Origin of the sequence: Kitasatospora sp. NPDC087315 (assembly GCF_044744345.1) — a bacterium.
Taxonomy (GTDB): Bacteria; Actinomycetota; Actinomycetes; order Streptomycetales; family Streptomycetaceae; genus Kitasatospora.
Window position 1 is genome coordinate 147,599 of record NZ_JBIUYD010000020.1, and the last position, 21,183, is coordinate 168,781.

Here is a 21,183-nt window from a genome sequence, read left to right on the forward strand (position 1 = left end):
CTGTGGCGGCGGGCCGCGGCCCGGCAGGCCGCCCCGGAGGGCAGTCTGCCGGGCCGTTGTGACAGCTGGATGTCAGCCTCGGGTCAGCTTCTTGTAGGTGGCCCGGTGCGGACGGGCGGCGTCGGCGCCCAGCCGCTCGATCTTGTTCTTCTCGTACGACTCGAAGTTGCCCTCGAACCAGAACCACTTGCTCTCGCCCTCGTAGGCGAGGATGTGGGTGGCCACTCGGTCCAGGAACCAGCGGTCGTGGGAGATGACCACGGCGCAGCCGGGGAACTCCAGCAGCGCGTTCTCCAGCGAGGAGAGCGTCTCGACGTCCAGGTCGTTGGTCGGCTCGTCGAGGAGCAGCAGGTTGCCGCCCTGCTTGAGGGTGAGCGCCAGGTTCAGGCGGTTGCGCTCACCACCGGAGAGCACGCCGGCCGGCTTCTGCTGGTCCGGGCCCTTGAAGCCGAACGCCGAGACGTAGGCGCGGGACGGCATCTCGACCTGGCCGACGTTGATCCAGTCCAGGCCGTCGGAGACGACCTCCCAGAGCGTCTTCTTCGGGTCGATGTTGGCGCGGGTCTGGTCGACGTAGCTGATCTTGACCGTCTCGCCGACCTTGACCTTGCCGGAGTCCGGGGTCTCCAGGTCCTGGAGCATCTTGAACAGCGTGGTCTTGCCGGCGCCGTTCGGGCCGATGATGCCGACGATGCCGTTGCGCGGCAGGGTGAAGCTCAGGTCGTCGATGAGGATCTTGTCACCGAACGCCTTCGAGAGGTTCTCCACCTCGATGACGATGCTGCCCAGACGCGGGCCCGGCGGGATCTGGATCTCCTCGAAGTCCAGCTTCCGCATCTTGTCGGCCTCGGCCGCCATCTCCTCGTAGCGGGCCAGACGGGCCTTGGACTTCGCCTGGCGGCCCTTGGCGTTGGAGCGGACCCACTCCAGCTCCTCGCGGAGCCGCTTGGCGCGCTTGGCGTCCTTCTGGCCCTCGACCTTGAGGCGCGACTGCTTGCTCTCCAGGTAGGTGGAGTAGTTGCCCTCGTAGCCGATGGCGCGGCCGCGGTCGAGCTCCAGGATCCAGCCGGCCACGTTGTCCAGGAAGTACCGGTCGTGGGTGACGGCGACGACGGTGCCGGCGTACTTGGCCAGGTGCTGCTCCAGCCAGTTCACCGACTCGGCGTCCAGGTGGTTGGTGGGCTCGTCGAGCAGCAGCAGGTCGGGGGCCTCCAGCAGCAGCTTGCAGAGCGCCACGCGGCGCTTCTCGCCACCGGAGAGCTTGGTGACGGCCCAGTCGCCGGGCGGGCAGCCCAGCGCATCCATGGCCTGCTCCAGCTGGGCGTCGAGGTCCCAGGCGTTGGCGTGGTCCAGATCCTCCTGGAGCTTGCCCATCTCGTCGAGCAGCGCGTCCGAGTAGTCGGTGGCCATCAGCTCGGCGATCTCGTTGAAGCGGTTGAGCTTCCCCTTGATCTCCTTGACGCCGTCCTCGACGTTCTCCAGGACGGTCTTGGTCTCGTCGAGCGGCGGCTCCTGGAGCAGCATGCCGACGGTGTAACCGGGCGAGAGGAAGGCGTCGCCGTTGGAGGGCTGCTCCAGACCGGCCATCATCTTCAGCACGGTGGACTTACCCGCGCCGTTGGGGCCCACGACGCCGATCTTCGCTCCGGGGAGGAAGCTGAGCGTCACGTCGTCAAGGATGACCTTGTCTCCGTGCGCCTTGCGTACCTTGCGCATCGTGTAGATGTATTCCGCCACGTGAGATCGCTCCGGCGTCGTCGGGAGTAATTCGGCTTGCAGCCTTCCATTGTGCCGCACCCGCCGGGAGCCCCGAACCGCCCCGGCTGCCCCACCGGGGTATCCGCCCGGGCCACCGGACACGGCTGCGCGAGGGCAGGGGCGGCGGACGCGGCGGCGCGAGGGCAGGGACGGGCATGACGGCGGGGTGCCCCGGACGCGAAGCGGCCCGGCCCCCCGCAACAGGTGCGGGGAGCCGGGCCGGGAGTACAGCCGCCTTCGGCGTCCGGCGCCGGTGGCGTTCGGGCGCTCTCGGCGCCCCGGCTGCCTCAGTGGGCCGGCAGCCTCAGTGCCTCAGCGGCCTCAGGCGGCGCTGCGACCGTGGCGGCCGCGACGGCGCAGGACGAAGACCGCGGCACCGCCGGCCACGACCAGACCGCCGGCGGCGGCGGCGATCATCGGGGTGGCGTCGTTACCACCGGTCTGGGCCAGGTCACCGGTGGTGCCGGGGGCCGAGCTGCTGCCGGCCGGAGTCGGCTGCCCGGCCGCGGTGCTGGGGGCGGCCGACGGCGTACCGCTGGGGGTGCCGGTCGGGGTGCCGGTCGGGACCGGGGTGGCCGACGGGCTGGAGGTCGGCGGGGTCACGCTGGAGACCTTGCAGTCCAGGATGCCCTTGAACTCCTTGCTGAAGCCGTTCGGGCCGGTGACGGTGATGTCGTAGGCGGTGTCCTCCGCGACCGGGACGACGACGCTCTCGGCCTTGCCCGGCTGCACGGTGAGCGACTTGCCCGGCTTCACCGTGACGGTGGCCGCCTCGTCACCACCGTTGGTCACGGTGACCCGGACGCCGTTGGAGTCGCACTCGACCTGGGCGGTGCTGTCCAGCAGCGCGCCCTTGCCCTGCTTCCAGGAGCCCTTGGCCGCGTCGGTGACGCTGAGCTTGGTGGAACCGGCCAGGATCATGGTCTGGCTGTGCTTCTCGGGGGTGTAGCCCTTGCTGAGGAAGACCCGGCCGCTGGGCACCACGGTGTCGGCCGCGGCCGTGACGGTGGCCGCGCCGTCCGGGGTGCCCGCGGGCACGTCCAGGAACAGCTGGGTGTCCTTGGCGACCGGACCGGTCAGGCCGGTGACCGGCTTGCCGTCCTTGTCGACCAGCTTCACCTTGTCCGCGGCGTCGCCGGACAGCGCCAGCTTCACCTCGGAGGCGCTGGAGTTGATGGTGAACGGGCCGAGCTTGTTGCCCGGCTTGCCCGACGCCGAGTCCGGGGTGAGGCTCAGCGAGGGCTTGGGCTCGGCGGCGATGCCCTTGTTCTTCTCGCTGACCAGGTAGTCGCGCAGTTGCTTGGCCTGCGAGTCCTTCGGGATGGCGTTCTTGCCGTCCGAGAAGCGCCAGATCGCGGCCTGGGTGCCGGCGGCGGCGTCCTCCTTGGTGAGCTCGCCCTGGACGCCGGCGTCCGTGGCGAGCTTCTTGAGGTCCGTCACCTGCGGGTAGGAGTTCTCCAGGATCCAGCGGATCTTGGCGGCGTCCTGCGCCTTCTCCTTGCGGCCGAGCGAGCTCGACTTCCAGTCCGACTCCTGGTACTCCACCCCGCTGGTGATGTTGACCGGGTGGTCGATGTCGATGCAGTACGTCTGGATCACACCGTTGGCCGTCTTGAGCGTGAACAGACCGCCCTGTATGGAGTGACCGCCCTCGATGGCGATCTCCTCACTCGTCATCGTCGGCTGAATGACAGCCGTGACGCCCGCACCGGGCGCGTCAGCCGCAGCCGCCGCACCGGCCGCGAGCAGGCTTCCGCCCAGCACCAAGCTAGTCGTGAGCATGACAGTGGTGACGCGCGGAAGACTCCGCCCCTGCCTGTGGAACATCTGGGATCCCTCCGGGCCGGGCCATGCCGATGGGCAGCCCGCCTTGCATTGCCGCGCCCCCTGTGGCGCAGCCGCATGTGTGTGAACCAGACGAATCCTATTGAGTCCAGGAGGCGCGCAAACCCCCATGCGAAATCAGGACGATTCCGTATCTGTATCGTTATCAACACTCCCAGCTTCCACACAAGCTGACGCTCAGCCAGAAAGTCTGGATCTTTCGGTAAACCGATCCGGGATTGCGCGTGCGGGCACAACAACCGTCTCGATCAACATATTTGTCGACAGTTAAGATCACCCGCCGGTCAGATCAGGGCAGCCTGCTCGCCACCCCCATTCCCCTCGTCGGCCACCTGGGTGCCCGTCACCGACGCCATCGCCGACGCCTTTCGCGCCTCCAGCGCGTCCGCGATCCAGCCCGGCACGGCCTCCCCGACGAGCACACCGGCCGCCGGCCCGGCACCGCCCACGGACTCGCCCCTGACCCCCGACGACCAGCGGAAGACCGTGGTACCGCGAGTGAGATCGTGTCCGACCGACCGGGCGTCGATCTCGACCCTGCTGCGCCGTGCCTCCCCTTCGGTCCACTCGCGCACCCTCAGCCGACCGTTCACCACCACCGGATCACCCTTGGCGAGAGAGCCGATCAGATGCACCGCCAGCGCACGCCAGGCCGTCACCGTCACCCACTGGGTCTCGCCGTCCACCCAGCCGTCCTTCTGCCGGTCGTAACGGCGCTCCGTCGACGCCAGCCGGAAGTTGGCCATCGGGACACCGCCGGCCGTCTCGGCGTAACTCACCTCGGTCGCGACATTGCCGATCACCGTCACCTGGGTCTCGTTCACAGAACACTCTCCGTTCTCCGCGATGCACCGTACGGAATCGATCGGCGCGAGTTGAGAGTGCTCTTCTCCGGAAATCAACGCCAGCGAGATCGGAAATCCTGTGGACAACTCGGGCCTGTGGAAAACCGGGGTCACTCGCAGGAGTGAATTTGAGCCCTTCAAGAGTCCGCTTCACACCCACTTCCGCGCGGCCATGACAAGAAACCGGCCGCTTCCCGCCCCGACCGCACACCCCGAAGGGTGGTTCACTCCACCGTCCGCGCACGTCATCCGACCGAACGAACCCGAATACGACCCCCCACCCGCGTTGGCCGCGACACTTTCTCCGTGCCGAATCCATAACGGGTGGGGCGGCAGCCCCGTAACGACTGCACAACGTCCGGCACGGAAGGCCGCCAGACCGCTGCACTCACGGCCTTCACCTGCGATTATCGGACCGCTCCACCGAAGCCGACACACCCGCGACGGTGTTGTTACACCCGGCCGAGGAACTGGACACCCTTATCCTGTCCCCGACAGGGCAAGGGTCCGCCAACCCCCACCCGCACCCTCAGGCACGGGGCCGGGCAGCGGGCGCAGCACGCGCCCGTCGCCCGACCCCGGCAACGGTCACGCCCGCCAGGGCGCCGCCCGTCCCGCCCCCATAGCTCAGCGGATAGAGCACCCGCCTTCTAAGCGGTAGGTCGCAGGTTCGAATCCTGCTGGGGGCACACCTCACCTCTCACCTGGGAAGTCGCCAGGCGTTCGGCACTTTGGCCCAATACGCGGCGGTTGGACACCAACCGCCCGGGCAAATTGGCCATCACTACCCAGCGTGACCACACGGCAACGCCGGCGCCGGTTTCACCGAATCCCCCCGCCCGTTCCGCCCGACTCTCCCATTACCTCCCGGGTCCGATCCCCGCACGCCCGGAACCCACCCGCGGACACTCGGTGAAATCGGCGAACACGAGGCGTCGCAGCCCGCTCACTTTCTGCTGGCATATGCACGACGGAGAAGCGGAACACCCGCACCCGGGGTACCGGAGGACATTCGCCGCGAACACAGCGAAGCTCACATCACCGACCTCCCCGAGCGGGCCTCGGGACGGAAATGCGCACCTGGCATTCCGCAGCCCGAGAGCCGCCCCCGAGCGGCCGGTGGATGACACCACGGTTCCTCCCCGCCCGGCAGCACACCACGAAGCGGGCACCGCCCCGCTCAACCCGCCGTCGCAACCGCCGGGTCCGCCGGGTCCGCCGGGTCCGCCGCCGTCGGCAGACCGGCCAGATAGCCGTCCAGCAACGCGGTCTGCCGCTCGGCCGGGAACTCCCCCGGGGCGAACAGTGCCTGGACCACCAGCCCCAGCACGAAGGCCTGCGCGCCCGCCGCGAGCCGCGCCGCGTCCGCGCCGGCCGGCAGCTCGCCGAGCCGCTGGGCGTCCGTGATGTGCCCCGCCAGTGCCTCCCGCGAGCGCCCGTAGCGGCCGGCGTGCGCGGCCGCCAGCTCGGGGTCGGCCAGCGCCACGTCCCAGGAGCCGACCCAGATCCGGTTGCCCGCCACGGCCGCCTCGTCCAGCGGCAGGACGTCCAGCAGCGCCGCCCGCAGCCGGGCCAGCCCGGCCGGCGGCGGGGGGCCGTCCACCGGGGCGGCGCGGCGCGGGCGCTCGCCGGACCGCCGGTCCAGCACGTCGAGCGCATACGCCACCAGGGCCCGCTTGTTGGCGAAGTAGTGCGTCAACAGCCCGGTGGAGGCGCCCATTTCGGCGGCCACCGCACGCAGCGTCAGGCCTTCGAAGCCATGGGCCGACAGCACCCGCCAGACCGCTTCGGAGACTTCCAGGCGGCGGGCGGCATGGTCTCCACGGGCTGGCGTCATGCCGCTATCTTACGTACCAAACGTTTGTTATGTATATATGACTCAACCGGTTCGCACTCCGGCCGCACCCCGACCCTCGCTCCGAAAGGCCCGCCCGTGTTTGCCGTACCGCTCGCCGAGAACGCCGAACTGCGCCCGCTGGAGCCGTGGCAGGCGGCCGAGTTCCTGGCCCACATCGACCGGGCCCGCGCCCACACCGACCCCTGGATCCCCTGGGCCTCCCGCTCCACCGACCTCGACTCGGCCCGCGCCACCCTCCAGGGCTACGCCGACAGGCAGGCCGCCGACACCGGCCGGATCTACGGCATCTGGCTGGACGGCACGCTGGTCGGTGGCGTGATGTTCGTGCACTTCAGCGCCGACGCGGGCAACTGCGAGATCGGGGTCTGGACGGAACCCGCGGGCGAGGGCCGGGGTCTGGTCGGCGCCGCCGTCCGCCATCTGATCGACTACGCCTTCGGCACCCGGGGCCTGCACCGCGTCGAGTGGTACAGCAGCTCGGCCAACGCCCGCAGCCGGGCGGTCGCCCAGCGCATGGGCATGAAGCTGGACGGCACGCTGCGGGAGTTCTTCCTGCACAACGGGGTCCGCCACAACAAGGAGGTCTGGTCGATCCTGGCCCCCGAGTGGAAGCCCGCGGGCTGACGCCGACCCCGGACGGGGCCCGGTGGACGCACCACCGGGCCCCGCCGCACCCGCCCGGCGTCCGGCGTCCGGCGTCCGGCCCGAGGCCACCGAAAACGCCCTGCGCGCCTTCGCCCTGATCGAACGGGGGCTCGGCGACCACTGCGCCGCCACGCCCTGAGAGAGTGGGCCCCACCACGATCTCCCGGAGGTACGCATGGCCCGGCCGCCGCTCACGCGGGACCGCTCCCCGTTCCCGACCCAGGTCGAGGGCCTCAACGCCTTCACCGGCGAGGACGGCGTGGCCGTCCTGGAGTTCGCCCGCCCGCACCGGCGCAACGCCGTCACCCTGGCCATCTGGCAGGCGCTGCCCAAGGTCCTGCTCCGGCTCGCCGAACAACCGGGCGTCCGCGCCCTGCTGGTCACCGGGGCGGGCGGAACCTTCAGCGCCGGCGCGGACATCGCCGAACTCGTCGAGGTCTACGCCGACCCGGACCAGGCCGACGACTACCACGCCGTCAACGTCGCCGCCGAGGAGGCGCTGGCCGCCTTTCCGCACCCCACCGTCGCGGTGGTGCACGGCGCCTGCGTCGGCGGAGGCTGCCAGCTGGCCGTCGCCTGCGACCTGCGCTTCGTCGCCGAGGACGCCCGGCTGGGCATCACCCCGGCCAAGCTCGGTGTGGTCTACCCGGCGGTGCCGACCCTGCGGCTGGCCCGGCTGGTCGGCCCGGCCCGGGCGAAGTACCTGCTGTTCTCCGGGGAGTTGGTGACCGGGCGGGACAGCGCCGCGATCGGCCTCGCCGACCGGGTCGCGCCGGGCGCCGAACTGGACGCCGCCGCACTGGAGTTCGCCCGGCTGCTGACCCGGCGCTCGGCGCAGACGATCGGCGCCGTCAAGGCCGCGCTGGCGGTGCCGCCGGAGCACGCCGCGGCCGCCCTGGAGCCCTGGGAGCGGCGGTCCCGCGAGGCCGGGGACGTCCGCGAGGGCCTCGCCGCCTTCCTGGAGGGCCGCCCGCCCCGGTTCTGATCGACCTCCGCCGGTTCCGAACGGCCTCGCCCCGGGCCCCTCGCCCCGGCTCCCGGGCATCGGGCATCGGGCATCGGGCATCGGGCATCGGGCATCGGGACATTACGATCATCCGACCGCCCCGCACCCGATCCCGCCTGGAGCACGCACCCCGATGGCCGAGCCGACGACCAAGACGACCTGGGCCCGGCGAGTCACCGACGGCGTCGAGCCGAAGAACGTGATCATCGCGATGCTGCCGCTGCTGGGCGTGCTGCGCTACGGCTGGAAGGGCCTCGGCTGGGCGGCGTTCGCCGCACTGTTCGCGGCGGTCGTCCCGACCCTGTTCATCCAGCGCGGCATCCGCAAGGGCACCCTGGAGGACCGGCACGTCGGCCACCGGCAGCGGCGCCTGGTGGTGATCCCGTTCATCATGCTGTCGGTGCTGACCAGCCTCGCGGTGATGCTCTGGCTGGACGCGCCCGCCGACCTGACCGCGATGGTGCTGGCGATGCTCGCCTCACTGGTCCCGATCCTGGTGATCACCGTCTGGTGGAAGGTCTCCATCCACACCGCCGTCGCCGGCGGCGCGGTGGTCTGTCTGGCCGTCGCGCTCGGCCCCTGGTGGCTGCTGCTCGCCCCGGTGGTCGCACTGATCGGCTGGTCCCGCGTGGTGCTGCGGGACCACACCGCCGCGCAGACCGTCGCCGGCGCGGCGGTGGGTGCCCTGACCGCCGGACTCACCTTCTGGGCCGCCCGGTAACAGCCACCGGAGCGGCCACCCGTGGCCGCCCGCAATCACCCGCGCGATCACCCACCCGAACCCACCCGCCCGAACCGCTTCGCGACCGGTCACCGAATCGGCAGGCCGGAGATCGCCCGGGCGATCACCAGCCGCTGGATCTCGCTGGTCCCCTCGAAGATCGAGTAGATCGCGCTGTCCCGGTGCATCCGCTCCACCGGGTACTCCCGGGTGAACCCGTTGCCCCCGAGGATCTGCATCGCCTGCGCGGTGACCCACTTGGCGGTCTCACCCGCGTACAGCTTGGACATCGAACCCTCGGCCGAGGTGAACGGCTGGTTGGTGGCCGCCATCCAGGACGCCCGCCAGACCAGCAGCCGGGAGGCGTCGATCCGGGTCCTCATGTCGGCCAGTTGGAAGGCCACACCCTGGTTGTCGATGATCGGACGGCCGAACTGCACCCGGGTCTTCGCGTAGTCGAGCGCCACCTCGTACGCGGCCCGGGCGATGCCGATCGCCTGCGCGCCGACCGCCGGGCGGGAGGCCTCGAAGGTGGCCATCGCGGCGTTTCCCCGGCCGCCGCCCTTCCGGGCGCCCTCGCGGGCCCGGGCCAGCCGCTCCGTCAGCTTCTCCCGGCCACCGAGCAGGCAGTGGCCGGGCACCCGGACACCGTCCAGGACGACCTCCGCGGTGTGCGAGGCGCGGATGCCGTGCTTCTTGAACTTCTGGCCCTGACTCAGCCCGGGCGTACCCGGCGGGACGACGAAGGACGCCTGCCCGCGCGCGCCGAGCCGCGGATCGACGGTGGCCACCACCACGTGGACGGCGGCGATCCCGCCGTTGGTGGCCCAGGTCTTGGTGCCGTTCAGCACCCACTCGTCCTTGGCCTCGTCGTAGACGGCGCGGGTGCGCAGCGCGGAGACGTCGGAGCCGGCGTCCGGCTCGGAGGAGCAGAACGCGGCGACCTTGACGTCGCCCGGTGTGCCGAACATCTGCGGCGCCCAGGTGCCGATCTGCTCGTCGGTGCCGTTGGCGAGCACCGCGACGGCGGCCAGCGTGGTGCCGACGATGGCGAGGCCGATGCCCGCGTCGCCCCAGAACAGTTCCTCCATGGCGATCGGGATGCCCACGCCGGAGGGGTCGAAGTACTGCTGGGCGTAGAAGTCCGGGGAGTAGACGCCCAGCCTGGCGGCCTCCTGGATGATCGGCCAGGGGGTCTCCTCGCGTTCGTCCCACTCGGCCGCGGCGGGCCGCATCACGTCGGCGGCGAAGCCGTGCAGCCAGTCGCGTACGGCGAGCTGGTCCGCGCCCGGGTCCAGCGAGAACGTGCCCATGGTGCCTCCGGTCGAAGGGGTCGAGGGGGTCCGGACGGTGCGGGAGGGTCTGCGGCGGCACCCGCGGCGGGCCCGGGGAACGGGCGCCCGCGAGCGGCCCCCGGGGAGCGGGCGCCGAAACGGTGTCGAGCCGGTGTTACCGGCGGTAACATCGCCGGAGTCTGCTACTGATGGGCAACACGTGTCAACGCCCCCGCCCGGACCAGCCAGGAGCCCCCGTATGCCATCCGCCGACCCCGCCAACCCCGGCGAGCCGCGCCGCGAGCAACTGCTCAACGCCGCCGACCGGGTGATCCGGCGCGACGGGCCGGCCGCCAGCATGAACGCCATCGCCGCCGAGGCGGGGATCACCAAACCGATCCTCTACCGCCACTTCGGCGACCGGAACGGGCTGATCCGGGCCCTGACCGAGCGCCACACCCGCAGTCTGCTGGCCGCCGTCCGGGCCGCACTCACCGAACCGCTGGAGCGCCGGGACCGGGTCGAACACGTACTGGACACCTACCTGGCCGGCATCGAGGCCCGCCCTCAGGTCTACCGGCTGCTCACCCACCCCGAGCCCGGCGACCCGAGCGGCGCGGGCAACGCGCTCGCCCCGGCCCTGCGGCAGATCGCTGAGGAGATCACCGGGGCCGTGCGGAGCCAGGTGGACCTCGGCCCCGACCGCGACCTGCTCGCCGAGGCCTGGGGCCGGGGCATCACCGGCATGGTGCTGGCGGCCGGCGACTGGTGGCTGGAGTCCCGGCCCTGCTCACGCCCCCGGATGGTCCAGGCGCTCGCCGACCTGCTCTGGGGCCGGCTGGCCGCGGCCGCCGACCTGCCGACCGCCCTCCCGCCCACCGCACCGGCCCCCGATCCCGCCGCACCGGCGTCCGACCCGCGCTGAGGCCCCCGGCCCGTGGCCCGGCACCGGTGGCCCGCCGACGAGGGGCGGGCCACCGGACGGGCGCTCCCCTACGCCAGGCCCCGGCGCGCCAGCAGCGGCCCGGTCTGCGGGTCCCGCCCGATCACCGCGCGGAAGGAGTCCAGCGCGTCCCGGCTGTCGCCGCGCGACAGCAGCTCGGCCCGGAACACCTCGCCGCTCTCCCGCACCCCGCGGCCGTTCCCCTTGAACCACTCCACCGTCTCGGCGTCCAGCACCTCCGACCAGATGTAGGCGTAGTAGCCCGCGCTGTACCCGCCGGCGAAGATGTGCGTGAAGTAGGCCGTCCGGTAGCGCGGCGGGATCGCCGCCACCGCGAGCCCCGCCTTGGCCAGCGCCCGCGCCTCGAACTCCTCGGCGTCCGCGATCTCCTGGCCGGCCGGCACGGTGTGCCAGGCCCAGTCCAGCAGCGCCGCCGCCAGGTACTCGACCGTGCGGAAGCCCTGCCCGAAGCCCTCCGCCGCCGCCATCCGCTCGACCAGCTCGGCCGGCAGCGGCTCGCCCGTCACATGGTGCTTGGCGTAGTTGGCCAGGACGGCCGGCCAAACCATCCACATCTCGTTGACCTGCGAGGGGAACTCGACGAAGTCCCGCGGCACGGCCGTCCCCGCGAAGTACGGGTAGCGGACGTCCGAGAACAGCCCGTGCAGCGCGTGCCCGAACTCGTGGAACAGCGTGCGCACCTCGTCCCAGGAGAGCAGCACCGGCTCGCCGGACGCCGGGCGGGCGATGTTCAGGTTGTTCATCACCACCGGCCGCCGGCCGAGCAGCCTCGACTGGGTGACCAGCTCGTCCATCCAGGCGCCGCCGCGCTTGGACGCCCGCGCGTGGAAGTCCCCGAGGAACAGGCCCAGCGAGCCGCCGTCCGCCTCGAACACCTCGAAGACCCGCACGTCCGGGTGGTACGCCGTCAGGTCCGGCCGCTCGGTGAAGGTCACCCCGTACGCCAGGTTCGCCGCGAAGAAGACGCCCTCGTGCAGCACCCGCTCCAGCTCGAAGTACGGGCGCAGCGCCGCCGCGTCCACCTGGTACGAGGACTGCCGGACCAGCTCCGAGTAGTACGCCCAGTCGTGCGCCGCGATCTCGTCGATCCCGTCGGCCGCCGCCAGGGCGGCCAGCTCCGCCGCCTCCCGGCGCGCGTTGGCCACCGCCGGCGGCACCAGCCTGGCCAGCAGCCCGTCCACCGCCTCGACGGTGCCGGCGGTCTCGTCCGCGACCACGTGGGCGGCGTGCGTGCCGTACCCGAGCAGCCTGGCCCGCTCGGCGCGCAGGGTGGCCATCCGGATCGCCAGTGGGCCGTTGGCCCGGGCCGCGCGGCCCAGCGAGGCGGCCATCAGGCGTTCGCGGACCGAGCGGTCGGTGAGGAAGGCCAGCTCGGTCTGGTTGGAGAAGTTCTTCAGGCTCAGCACGTACTTGCCGTCGTGCCCGAGCGCCCGCCCGTTCTCCGCCGCCGCGGCGATCGCGTCCGGGGAGAGCCCGTCCAGCTGCTCGGCGGAGTCCAGCACCAGCGCCCTGGCCTGCGAGTCGGCCGACACGTTCTGCCGGAACGCCGTCTCGGCGGCGGCCAGTTCGGCGTTCAGCCCGCGCAGCCGCTCCTGGTCGGCGGCCCCCAGCCGGGCGCCGGCCCGGACGAAGGCGGTGTGCCGGCGCTCCAGCAGCCGCAGCGACTCCCCGTCCAGGCCGAGCCCGTCGCGCCGCCCGTACAGCTCCTCGATCCGGGCGAACAGCTCGGCGTCCAGGTGGATCGCGTCGTCGTGTGCGGCGAGCTTCGGGCTGACCTCGGCGTCGATCCGGTCGATCACCGGTGTGGTGTCGGAGGAGGACTGGTTGAGGAACACCGCGTTCACCCGGCGCAGCAGCGACCCCGAACGCTCCAGCGCGATCACCGTGTTGTCGAAGGTCGGCGGCTCGGGGTCGGCGGTGATCGCGGCGATCTCGGCGAGCTGGTCGGCCATACCGCGCTCGAACGCCGGCAGGTAGTGCTCCTCCCGGATCTCGGCGAACGGCGGCAGTTCGTAGGCCAGGGTGCTGGCCTTGAAGAACGGGTTCTCGGTCATTTCGCCGACCCTACGCGGTGTCACCCGGGCTGCCTACGCCCCCCGCCCCGAGCCGGACGCCGGTTGTCGTACCCACCGGCTACCGTCGAGGTCACACGCCCGTACGCCCGAGAGGAGGAGCCCCCGTGGCACCCCGGATCGCCCTCGTCCCCGACCCGCACGGCCCGGGTGGCCGGCTCCAGCCCCTCGACGACTCCGGCGCCCCGCTCGGTCCGCCCGCCGCCACCGCCGACCTCGCCGCCGCCGTCGCCGAACGGGAGGCGGCCGAGCACCCGCGCTGGGTCTGGGCCGCCGCCGACAGCGGCTACGCGCCGCTGCTCCCCCGACTGCCCGACCGGCTCGCCCGCTGCCACGACCTGCGACTGGTCGAGGCGCTGCTGCTGGCCCACGAGGGCCGGTTCGGCGCACCGCGCTCGCTCGGCGCGGCCTGGGCCCGGCTGAAGGGCCTGCCCGTCCCCGCCGATCTGCCCGAGCCGGGCTCCGCCGACTCCGGCGACGGGCAGGACACCCTGTTCGCCCCCGACCGCCTGCAACTGCCGCCGGGCGCCGACCCACTGACCGCCGTGGTCGCCGTCCACGCCGAGCAGCAGCGCCGGCTGGCCGCCATCGCCGACCCGGCCGCCCGGTCCCGGTTCCGGCTGCTGGTCGCCGCCGAGTCGGCCGGCGCACTGGTGGCCGCCGAGATGGCGGACGACGGCCTGCCCTGGCGCGCCGACATCCACGACCGGCTGCTCACCGAACTGCTCGGCCCGCGTCCGACCGTCCCCGGCACCCAGCCGAGGCTGCTGGCCGAGCTGGCCGTCGAGCTCCAGCAGGCGCTCGGCGGGCGCCCGTTCAACCCCGACTCGCACAGCCAGGTACTGCGCGCCTTCGCCGACCGGGGCATCCAGCTCGGCTCCACCCGCTCCTGGGAGCTGAAGGAGGTGGACCACCCGGCCGCCGCGCTGATGATCCGCTACAAGGAGCTGTCCCGGATCCACGCCGCGCACGGCTGGGCCTGGCAGGACGCCTGGGCCCGCGGTGGCCGGTTCCGCCCCGAGTACGTGGTCGGCGGCGTGGTCTCCGGCCGCTGGGCCAGCCGGGGCGGCGGCGCCCTGCAGATCCCGCGCATCCTGCGCCGCGCCGTGGTCGCCGACCCGGGCTGGCTGCTGGTCGTCGCGGACGCCGCCCAGCTGGAGCCGCGGGTGCTGGCCGCCCTCTCCCAGGACGCCGGGCTGGCCCGCACCGCCGCCGGCGGCGACCTGTACGAGGCGCTGGCCGCCAGCGCCTTCCAGGGCGACCGCGACAAGGCCAAGCTCGGCCTGCTGGGCGCCATGTACGGGCAGACCAGCGGCGACATCGGCCCGCTGCTGAACACCCTGCGCCACCGCTACCCCGCCGCCATGGGGTACGTGGAGGCGGCCGCCCGTACCGGCGAGGACGGCGGCGTGGTCGTCTCCCGGCTGGGCCGGGCCTGCCCGCCGCCCTCGGCCGACTGGCTCGACCTCACCGAGGCCCCCGAGAACGCGGCGGACGCGGGCGGCCGCTCGGCCCGCGCCCGGGGCCGCTTCACCCGCAACTTCGTCATCCAGGCCAGCGCCGCCGACTGGGCGCTGGCGCTGCTCGCCGCGCTGCGCCGCCGACTGAACGCGCTGCCGGCGGCCGGCCCGGACGACCGCCCGCACCTGGTGTTCTTCCAGCACGACGAGGTGGTGGTGCACACCCCGGCCAATCTCGCCGACCAGGTGGCGGCGGCCGTCGCCGAGGCGGCCGACGAGGCCCGGCAGCTGGTCTTCGGGGACACCCCGGTCCGTTTCCCGCTGACCACCGCGGTGGTGGACTGCTACGCCGACGCCAAGTAGCGCCTGAGCCGCCCCCTCGCCCACACCTCCCGGGCCACCGCCTTCCGGCCCTACACCTTCCGGAAGGCCCGCGCTTCCTCGGCCGCCGCGACCACCTCGGCCAGCGCCGCCCCAGTGGAGGCCGTCACGGCGGCGGCGACCGCACCCTCCACGAACGGCGCGTCCACCAGCACCGTGCCGGGGCGCGGCTCGTCCTCCAGGACCGCGACGGCGGTCAGCACCGAGCTCCCCAGGTCGGGCAGCACCACCACCCCCGCCCCGCCGTCCGCCGCCACGACGGCCCGCGCGATCAGGTCGTAGCTGGTGCCGAGCCCGCCGTCCTCCGTCCCGGCCGCCACCACCACCCGCACCGCGTCCGAAGCCAGTTCGCCCAGCAGCTCGCGCAGCCCGGCGGCCAGCTGCGCGCTGTGCGAGACCAGGACGATGCCCACGTAGTCGCTCATGGCCCCGACCCTACGACCGGCCCGCTGCTCCGGCGGAGTGATCCGTCCGACCCCGTCCTCCGCGTGTCGCAACCGGTGCCGACCACCCCCGTCTGGCGTAGCGTCGGGGCAGCACCGTCTGCCGAGGGAGCGAAGCGCTGTGAAGAAGCTGATCAACACCCCGGAGAGCGTCCTGGAGGACGCGCTGGCCGGAGTCGCGGCCGCCCACCCGGAGTTGACGGTGGACATCGCGAACCGGGTGATCACCCGCGCGGTCCGCCCGGAGGCGTCCAAGGTCGCCCTGGTCTCGGGCGGCGGGTCGGGCCACGAGCCGCTGCACGGTGGCTTCGTCGGCCCGGGCATGCTGGACGCGGCCTGCCCGGGCGAGGTGTTCACCTCCCCGGTGCCGGACCAGATGCTGGCCGCCGCCAGGGCCGTGGACTCCGGCGCCGGGGTGGTCTTCGTGGTGAAGAACTACACCGGCGACGTGATGAACTTCGAGCTGGCCGCCGAACTGGCCGCCGAGGAGGGCCTGGAGGTCCGCACCGTCCTGGTCGACGACGATGTCGCGGTCGAGGACTCGACCTGGACGGCGGGCCGCCGGGGCACCGGAGCGACCGTGCTGGTGGAGAAGGCGGCCGGTGCGCTGGCCGAGCGCGGCGCGACGCTGGACGAGGTGGCAGCCCTGGGCGAGCGGGTCAACGCCGCCTCCCGCTCCTTCGCGGTCGCGCTGACCGCCGCGACCGTCCCGGCGGCCGGCAAGCCCGGCTTCGACCTGCCGGAGGACGAGATCGAGGTCGGGGTCGGCATCCACGGCGAGCCCGGCCGGCGCCGCGAGAAGCTCCGCCCGGCCCGCGAGCTGGCCGCCGAGGTGGTCGAGACCATCCTCACCGACCACGACCTGACCGCCGGGGACGAGGTGATCGCCCTGCTGAACGGCCTCGGGGGCACCCCGCTGCTGGAGCTGTACATCGTCTTCGGCGAGGTCGCCGCCCGGCTGGCCGGACGCGGTATCACGGTGGCCCGCAGCCTGGTCGGCAACTACGTCACCAGCCTCGACATGGCGGGCTTCTCCCTCACCCTCACCAAGGCCGACGCCCAGCTGCTGGAGCTGTGGGACGCCCCGGTGGACACCCCCGCCCTCAAGCGGGCCTGAACGGAAGGCGGACACCACCGTCATGGACAACGCAGTCAGGGACGGCGCGGCCGAGGGCGGTGCGGCCGAGGGCTTCGGCACCGCCCGCGCCGAGGCCTGGGTCCGCGCGATCGCCACGGCCGTCGAGAAGGAGCAGGATCGGCTCACCGAACTGGACTCGGCGATCGGGGACGGCGACCACGGCAGCAACCTGCGGCGCGGCTTCGCCGCCGTGCTGACCGCCCTGGACGGCCTCGACCCGGCCGGCCCGGGCGCACTGCTGAACAGGACCGGCACCACGCTGATCTCCAAGGTCGGCGGCGCCTCCGGCCCGCTGTACGGCAAGGCCTTCCGCGCCATCGGCGCCGCCCTGCCCGACACCGCTCTGCCCGACGCCGCCGCACTCGGCGAGGCGCTGGCCGCCGGCCTGGACGCGATCCGCGCCCTCGGCAAGGCCGAGCCCGGCGACAAGACCATCGTCGACGCGTACACCCCGGCGGTGGCCGCCTACCGGGCGGCGGTGGCGGCGGGCGCCGGGCTGCCCGGGGCCGCCTCGGCGGCGGCGGCCGCGGCCGAGCAGGGGGCACGCGACACCGTACCGCTCCAGGCCCGCAAGGGGCGCGCCTCCTACCTCGGCCCGCGCAGCATCGGCCACCAGGACCCGGGCGCCACCTCGACCGCGCTGATCTTCCGCGCCCTCGCGGAGGTCACCGCGGCCTGAACCGGGAGCCGGCCGGTGCCCGCTACCGGTCGGTGCGGGTGATCAGCAGCAGCAGCGCGTCGTCGCGCAGTTCCCCGCCGGTGTGCTCCAGCAGGTCGGCGTAGATCCGGCCGACCGCCGCCTCCAGCTCCGCCGCCGAGCGGGCCGCGCCCCGGACCAACGGGCCGGCCCGCTCCGCCAGCGGGTAGAACTCGCCGTTCTTCCGGTGCCGGGCCTCGACCACACCGTCGGTGCAGAGCACCAGCACGTCGTCGTGGCCGAACGGCTGGTCCCAGGTGGCCGGCTCACCGGGGGCCAGCCGGCCGAGGCCCAGCGGCACCCACGGGTCCGGGGCGTCCAGCACGTGCGCCCGGCCCTCCCGGTCCACCCGGATCGGCGGGACGTGCCCGTACTGGAGCAGTTCCATCACCCCCGGCGTCCGGAACTCGGCGAACAGCGCCGTGGTGAACTCCCCGGCCGGCGCGTGCCGCTCGACGCTGGCCTCGATCCGCGCGGCCACCCCGCGCAGCCCGGCCTCGTCGTACGCGGCCTCCCGGAACGAGCCGAGCACCACGGCGGCGGTCTGCACCGCCCCCAGCCCCTTGCCGCGGACGTCCCCGACCGCCACCCGGGTGCCGTGCGGGGTCTCCAGCACCGAGTAGAGGTCGCCGCCGATCCGCGAGGCGTCGGCGGCGGAGACGTACCGCACCGCCAGATGCAGCGGTCCGACCACCGGGCCCGGCAGCCGCAGCAGCGCCCGCTGGGCGGCCTCGGCCACCGAGCTGACGGCCGCGAAGGCCGCCGCGCGCCGCATCCGGATCTTGGCCACCCAGGCGGAGAACAGCGTCAGCATCAGGTAGCTGACCATCGCGCCGTACAGGAAGCGGTCGTCGTTGACGTCGGCGACCTCGTCGTAGTGGCTGAGCCCGAAGACCGAGAGCAGCCCGAGCGAGCAGACCATCAGCAGCTCGACCGGCCGCAGGGTGAGCGCGGCGATGGTCGGGACGACGGACATCAGCGGTGCGAGGTAGCGGTCCTTGCCGGAGAGGAAGTCCGCGAGCGCCACCAGCAGGATCGCGATCAGCGCCGGGGTGGCCCGCCGCCAGAACGGCACGTCCTGGAGATCGGCGGCCAGCAGGGCGCCACGTCGCCGGTCCGGCGGGAGTCCCGAGGCAGTCGGGACCGCGGGCGACTGGGCACGGCGGATCGGAAACACATATCGAACATAACGGACGATCAACGCACTCACCCACCCACCCGCCCCATCGCCCCGCCCGCCCCCGGCGTGGATTCCGGCACGACGTAGTCACACGCATACGCTCTGCACTCGGATCGCACCGCAATGCGATCCACGCCACATCACTCACTCTCCCGAGGAATACCCCTTGGGGGTATGGTGTTATCAGAATCAGAGTCCGGGCGCAGACCCGTGGCAGCGCAAATCCTTTCGGAGGCCCCGATGTCCAGCACCATCACCTACACCGTGACCGGCATGAGCTGCGGCCACTGCGAGAGCTCGATCAGCAAGGAGCTCTCCACCCTGACCGGCGTCACCGAGGTGGCCGCCGACGCCAAGGCAGGCACCGTGACGGTCTCCTCCGCCACCGAGCTCGACGACGACCAGGTCCGCGCCGCGGTCGACGAGGCCGGCTACGAGCTGGTCGGCCGGTCCGCCTGAGCCCCCCGCAGTACGGCGGGGGCCGGACGAGCCCCACCCCGCGCCCCCGCCGTACGCTCTCTTCAAGGAGCTGATCAGCATGAGCACCTCCACTCCGGGCACCAGCGCCCCGGGAGCGACCGCCGGCATAGGCGGCCAGGACGGCCGGGCCGCCGTACAGGACCGGGTCGAGCTGTCGATCGGCGGGATGACCTGCGCCTCCTGCGCGGCCCGGATCGAGAAGAAGCTCAACCGGATGGACGGCGTCGAGGCCACCGTCAACTTCGCCACCGAGAAGGCCCGGGTCGACTTCGGGCCCGGAGTGAGCGTGGCGGACCTCATCGCCACCGTCGAGAACACCGGGTACACCGCCGAGCTGCCCCCGCCGCCGGCCACCGCGGCCACCGCTCCCGGCACGGCCGCCGCCGCCGAGGAGCAGCCGCCGGCCGACCCGCTGCTGGACCGGCTGCTGATCAGCGCCGTCCTCAGCATCCCCGTGGTCATGCTGTCGATGGTCCCGTCCCTGCAGTTCACCAACTGGCAGTGGCTGGCCTTCGCACTCACCGGCCCGGTCGTCGTCTACGGCGGCCTGCCGTTCCACAAGGCCGCCTGGACCAACCTCAAGCACGGCGCCGCGACCATGGACACCCTGGTCTCGCTCGGCACCCTGGCCGCCTTCGGCTGGTCGTTCTGGGCCCTGTTCTGGGGCGAGGCGGGCATGGCCGGGATGCGGCACGACTTCTCGTTCTCGATCGGCGACACCGACGCCTCCTCCACGCTCTACCTGGAGACGGCCGCCGCCGTCACCGTGCTGATCCTGCTCGGCCGCTACCTGGAGGCCCGCTCCAAGCGCCGCGCCGGCGCCGCCCTGCACGCCCTGCTCGACCTGGGCGCCAAGGACGTCGCCGTGCTCCAGAACAACCGCGAGGTGCGGATGCCGGTGGCCCAACTGGCCGTCGGGATGCGCTTCGTGGTCCGCCCGGGCGAGAAGATCGCCACCGACGGCGTGGTCGTCGAGGGCGCCTCCGCCGTGGACGCCTCGATGCTCAGCGGCGAGTCCGTGCCCGTCGAGGTCGCGGTCGGCGACTCCGTCACCGGCGCCACCGTCAACGCCGGCGGCCGTCTGGTGGTCGAGGCCACCCGGGTCGGCGCCGACACCCAGCTCTCCCGGATGGCCCGGCTGGTCGAGGACGCACAGAACGGCAAGGCCGCCGCCCAGCGGCTGGCCGACCGGATCTCCGCCGTCTTCGTGCCGGTCGTCATCGTGATCGCGCTCGGCACCCTGGTCGGCTGGCTGCTGGTCTCCAACAGCCCCACCGAGGCGTTCACCGCCGCCGTCGCCGTCCTGATCATCGCCTGCCCCTGTGCCCTGGGTCTGGCCACCCCGACCGCGCTGATGGTCGGCACCGGGCGCGGCGCCCAGCTCGGCATCCTGATCAAGGGCCCGGAGGTACTGGAGACCACCCGCCGGGTGGACACCATCGTGCTGGACAAGACCGGCACCGTCACCACCGGCCGGATGGCGCTCGCCGCCGTGCACACCGCCGACGGTGTCACCGAGACCGAGGCGCTGCGGCTGGCCGGCGCGCTGGAACACGCCTCCGAGCACCCGATCGCCGCCGCGATCGCCGCGGCCGCCGCCGAGCGGACCGGCGAACTGCCGCCCGTCGAGGGCTTCGAGAACGTCCCGGGCCGGGGCGTGCAGGGCGTCGTCGAGGGCCACGCCGTGGTCGCCGGGCGCGAGGCGCTGCTCGCCGACTGGGCCCAGCACCTGCCGCCGGCCCTCGCCGCCGCCAAGGCCGCCGCCGAGGCCGCCGGCCGGACCGCCGTGGCGGTCGGCTGGGACGGCGAGGCGCGGGCTGTCCTGGAGGTCGCCGACGCGGTCAAGCCGACCAGCGCCGAGGCGATCGCCGACCTGCGGGCCCTGGGCCTGCGGCCGGTCCTGCTGACCGGCGACAACCGGCTGGTCGCCGAGGCGGTGGCGGCCGAGGTCGGCATCGCCCCGGAGGACGTGATCGCCGAGGTGCTGCCGGAGGACAAGGTCAGCACCGTCAAGCGCCTCCAGGCCGAGGGCCGCTCGGTCGCGATGGTCGGCGACGGCGTCAACGACGCCGCCGCGCTCGCCCAGGCCGACCTGGGCCTGGCGATGGGCACCGGCACCGACGCCGCGATCGAGGCAAGCGACCTGACCCTGGTCCGCGGCGACCTGCGCTCAGCGGCGGACGCCATCCGGCTCTCCCGGCGGACCCTCGGCACCATCAAGGGCAACCTGTTCTGGGCCTTCGGCTACAACGTCGCGGCGATCCCGCTCGCTGCGGCCGGCCTGCTCAACCCGATGATCGCCGGTGCCACGATGGCCTTCTCCTCGGTCTTCGTGGTCACCAACAGCCTCCGGCTGCGCCGCTTCCGGGCCGCCTGAACCTACGGACGCCGAAGGACCCGTACCAAGCGGTGCGGG

General features: G+C 73.0%; 18 protein-coding genes and 1 tRNA gene. 11 read left to right on the forward strand and 8 right to left on the reverse strand.

From position 1 onward, the window contains the following. Nucleotides 1-72: 72 nt before the first annotated feature. The 3 genes from ettA to ACIO5D_RS26770 form a co-directional block, all read right to left on the reverse strand. Nucleotides 73-1,737 carry an energy-dependent translational throttle protein EttA gene (gene ettA, locus ACIO5D_RS26760; protein ID WP_363608083.1) on the reverse strand — a complete coding sequence of 555 codons (1,665 nt, stop codon included), beginning with the start codon at nucleotides 1,735-1,737 and terminating at the stop codon, nucleotides 73-75. Between the two features lie 342 nt (nucleotides 1,738-2,079). After that, the gene (locus ACIO5D_RS26765; protein WP_400655813.1) at nucleotides 2,080-3,435 is read right to left on the reverse strand and encodes a Cys-Gln thioester bond-forming surface protein; all 1,356 of its coding nucleotides are present in this window, start codon (nucleotides 3,433-3,435) and stop codon (nucleotides 2,080-2,082) included. 452 nt (nucleotides 3,436-3,887) lie between these two features. Next, a complete protein-coding gene (locus ACIO5D_RS26770; RefSeq protein WP_363608085.1) occupies nucleotides 3,888-4,562 on the reverse strand; it encodes a single-stranded DNA-binding protein in 675 nt (224 codons plus the stop codon). Nucleotides 4,563-5,064: 502 nt separating this feature from the next. Between ACIO5D_RS26770 and ACIO5D_RS26775 the strand changes: the two genes are divergently transcribed. Continuing rightward, a tRNA-Arg gene (locus tag ACIO5D_RS26775) sits at nucleotides 5,065-5,137 on the forward strand. Between the two features lie 491 nt (nucleotides 5,138-5,628). On the opposite strand, the gene ACIO5D_RS26780 is transcribed toward ACIO5D_RS26775, so the two are convergent. Continuing rightward, on the reverse strand, nucleotides 5,629-6,285 hold the full coding sequence (locus tag ACIO5D_RS26780) for a TetR/AcrR family transcriptional regulator (protein ID WP_400798248.1): 657 nt from the start codon (nucleotides 6,283-6,285) through the stop codon (nucleotides 5,629-5,631). A 96-nt stretch (nucleotides 6,286-6,381) separates the two neighbouring features. Here ACIO5D_RS26780 and ACIO5D_RS26785 point away from each other — a divergent pair, with 96 nt between their 5' ends. The 4 genes from ACIO5D_RS26785 (at nucleotide 6,382) to ACIO5D_RS26800 (ending at nucleotide 8,678) form a co-directional block, all read left to right on the forward strand. Beyond that, nucleotides 6,382-6,930, forward strand: coding sequence for a GNAT family protein (locus ACIO5D_RS26785; protein WP_363608087.1), 549 nt, complete (start codon nucleotides 6,382-6,384; stop codon nucleotides 6,928-6,930). Nucleotides 6,931-6,952: 22 nt separating this feature from the next. Then, nucleotides 6,953-7,090, forward strand: coding sequence for a hypothetical protein (locus ACIO5D_RS26790; RefSeq protein ID WP_363608088.1), 138 nt, complete (start codon nucleotides 6,953-6,955; stop codon nucleotides 7,088-7,090). Between the two features lie 36 nt (nucleotides 7,091-7,126). After that, entirely contained in the window at nucleotides 7,127-7,936 is an 810-nt protein-coding gene (locus tag ACIO5D_RS26795) for an enoyl-CoA hydratase/isomerase family protein (protein WP_400798251.1), read from the forward strand. Nucleotides 7,937-8,090: 154 nt separating this feature from the next. Next, nucleotides 8,091-8,678 carry a phosphatase PAP2 family protein gene (locus tag ACIO5D_RS26800; protein ID WP_400798254.1) on the forward strand — a complete coding sequence of 196 codons (588 nt, stop codon included), beginning with the start codon at nucleotides 8,091-8,093 and terminating at the stop codon, nucleotides 8,676-8,678. Between the two features lie 89 nt (nucleotides 8,679-8,767). On the opposite strand, the gene ACIO5D_RS26805 is transcribed toward ACIO5D_RS26800, so the two are convergent. Beyond that, a complete protein-coding gene (locus tag ACIO5D_RS26805; protein WP_400798257.1) occupies nucleotides 8,768-9,991 on the reverse strand; it encodes an acyl-CoA dehydrogenase family protein in 1,224 nt (407 codons plus the stop codon). A gap of 220 nt (nucleotides 9,992-10,211) precedes the next feature. Here ACIO5D_RS26805 and ACIO5D_RS26810 point away from each other — a divergent pair, with 220 nt between their 5' ends. Further along, nucleotides 10,212-10,877, forward strand: a complete 666-nt coding sequence (locus ACIO5D_RS26810; RefSeq protein ID WP_400798260.1) for a TetR family transcriptional regulator — start codon at nucleotides 10,212-10,214, stop codon at nucleotides 10,875-10,877. Between the two features lie 68 nt (nucleotides 10,878-10,945). Here the strand turns inward: ACIO5D_RS26810 and ACIO5D_RS26815 are convergent, their stop codons facing one another. Further along, complete coding sequence (locus ACIO5D_RS26815) at nucleotides 10,946-12,970, reverse strand: M3 family metallopeptidase (RefSeq protein ID WP_400655802.1); 2,025 nt, start codon at nucleotides 12,968-12,970, stop codon at nucleotides 10,946-10,948. Nucleotides 12,971-13,095: 125 nt separating this feature from the next. Between ACIO5D_RS26815 and ACIO5D_RS26820 the strand changes: the two genes are divergently transcribed. Further along, nucleotides 13,096-14,811 carry a bifunctional 3'-5' exonuclease/DNA polymerase gene (locus ACIO5D_RS26820; protein WP_400798263.1) on the forward strand — a complete coding sequence of 572 codons (1,716 nt, stop codon included), beginning with the start codon at nucleotides 13,096-13,098 and terminating at the stop codon, nucleotides 14,809-14,811. 50 nt (nucleotides 14,812-14,861) lie between these two features. On the opposite strand, the gene dhaM is transcribed toward ACIO5D_RS26820, so the two are convergent. Next, nucleotides 14,862-15,254 carry a dihydroxyacetone kinase phosphoryl donor subunit DhaM gene (dhaM, locus tag ACIO5D_RS26825; protein ID WP_400655796.1) on the reverse strand — a complete coding sequence of 131 codons (393 nt, stop codon included), beginning with the start codon at nucleotides 15,252-15,254 and terminating at the stop codon, nucleotides 14,862-14,864. Between the two features lie 139 nt (nucleotides 15,255-15,393). Here dhaM and dhaK point away from each other — a divergent pair, with 139 nt between their 5' ends. Together dhaK and dhaL are read left to right on the forward strand one after the other, a co-directional pair. Continuing rightward, entirely contained in the window at nucleotides 15,394-16,389 is a 996-nt protein-coding gene (gene dhaK / locus ACIO5D_RS26830) for a dihydroxyacetone kinase subunit DhaK (protein WP_363608096.1), read from the forward strand. A gap of 22 nt (nucleotides 16,390-16,411) precedes the next feature. After that, nucleotides 16,412-17,089 (forward strand): dihydroxyacetone kinase subunit DhaL, encoded by a 678-nt coding sequence (gene dhaL / locus ACIO5D_RS26835; RefSeq protein ID WP_400798266.1) that lies wholly within the window; start codon nucleotides 16,412-16,414, stop codon nucleotides 17,087-17,089. Nucleotides 17,090-17,111: 22 nt separating this feature from the next. Here the strand turns inward: dhaL and ACIO5D_RS26840 are convergent, their stop codons facing one another. Then, nucleotides 17,112-18,284 carry a PP2C family protein-serine/threonine phosphatase gene (locus ACIO5D_RS26840; RefSeq protein ID WP_363608098.1) on the reverse strand — a complete coding sequence of 391 codons (1,173 nt, stop codon included), beginning with the start codon at nucleotides 18,282-18,284 and terminating at the stop codon, nucleotides 17,112-17,114. 243 nt (nucleotides 18,285-18,527) lie between these two features. On the opposite strand from ACIO5D_RS26840, the gene ACIO5D_RS26845 reads away from it, so the two are divergent. Continuing rightward, on the forward strand, nucleotides 18,528-18,746 hold the full coding sequence (locus ACIO5D_RS26845; protein WP_363608099.1) for a cation transporter: 219 nt from the start codon (nucleotides 18,528-18,530) through the stop codon (nucleotides 18,744-18,746). Between the two features lie 79 nt (nucleotides 18,747-18,825). Further along, nucleotides 18,826-21,144, forward strand: a complete 2,319-nt coding sequence (locus ACIO5D_RS26850) for a heavy metal translocating P-type ATPase (protein ID WP_400798269.1) — start codon at nucleotides 18,826-18,828, stop codon at nucleotides 21,142-21,144. The last annotated feature ends 39 nt before the right edge of the window (nucleotides 21,145-21,183 follow it).

Excerpts from the sequence above, each read along its gene's own strand:
- ACIO5D_RS26795 (WP_400798251.1), top strand. The coding sequence starts at position 7,127 with ATGGCCCGGCCGCCGCTCACGCGGGACCGCTCCCCGTTCCCGACCCAG.
- ACIO5D_RS26780 (WP_400798248.1), bottom strand. The coding sequence starts at position 6,285 with ATGACGCCAGCCCGTGGAGACCATGCCGCCCGCCGCCTGGAAGTCTCC.
- ACIO5D_RS26845 (WP_363608099.1), top strand. The coding sequence starts at position 18,528 with ATGTCCAGCACCATCACCTACACCGTGACCGGCATGAGCTGCGGCCAC.
- dhaM (WP_400655796.1), bottom strand. The coding sequence starts at position 15,254 with ATGAGCGACTACGTGGGCATCGTCCTGGTCTCGCACAGCGCGCAGCTG.
- dhaL (WP_400798266.1), top strand. The coding sequence starts at position 16,412 with ATGGACAACGCAGTCAGGGACGGCGCGGCCGAGGGCGGTGCGGCCGAG.
- ACIO5D_RS26850 (WP_400798269.1), top strand. The coding sequence starts at position 18,826 with ATGAGCACCTCCACTCCGGGCACCAGCGCCCCGGGAGCGACCGCCGGC.
- ACIO5D_RS26800 (WP_400798254.1), top strand. The coding sequence starts at position 8,091 with ATGGCCGAGCCGACGACCAAGACGACCTGGGCCCGGCGAGTCACCGAC.
- ACIO5D_RS26765 (WP_400655813.1), bottom strand. The coding sequence starts at position 3,435 with ATGACGAGTGAGGAGATCGCCATCGAGGGCGGTCACTCCATACAGGGC.
- ACIO5D_RS26810 (WP_400798260.1), top strand. The coding sequence starts at position 10,212 with ATGCCATCCGCCGACCCCGCCAACCCCGGCGAGCCGCGCCGCGAGCAA.
- ACIO5D_RS26805 (WP_400798257.1), bottom strand. The coding sequence starts at position 9,991 with ATGGGCACGTTCTCGCTGGACCCGGGCGCGGACCAGCTCGCCGTACGC.
- ACIO5D_RS26815 (WP_400655802.1), bottom strand. The coding sequence starts at position 12,970 with ATGACCGAGAACCCGTTCTTCAAGGCCAGCACCCTGGCCTACGAACTG.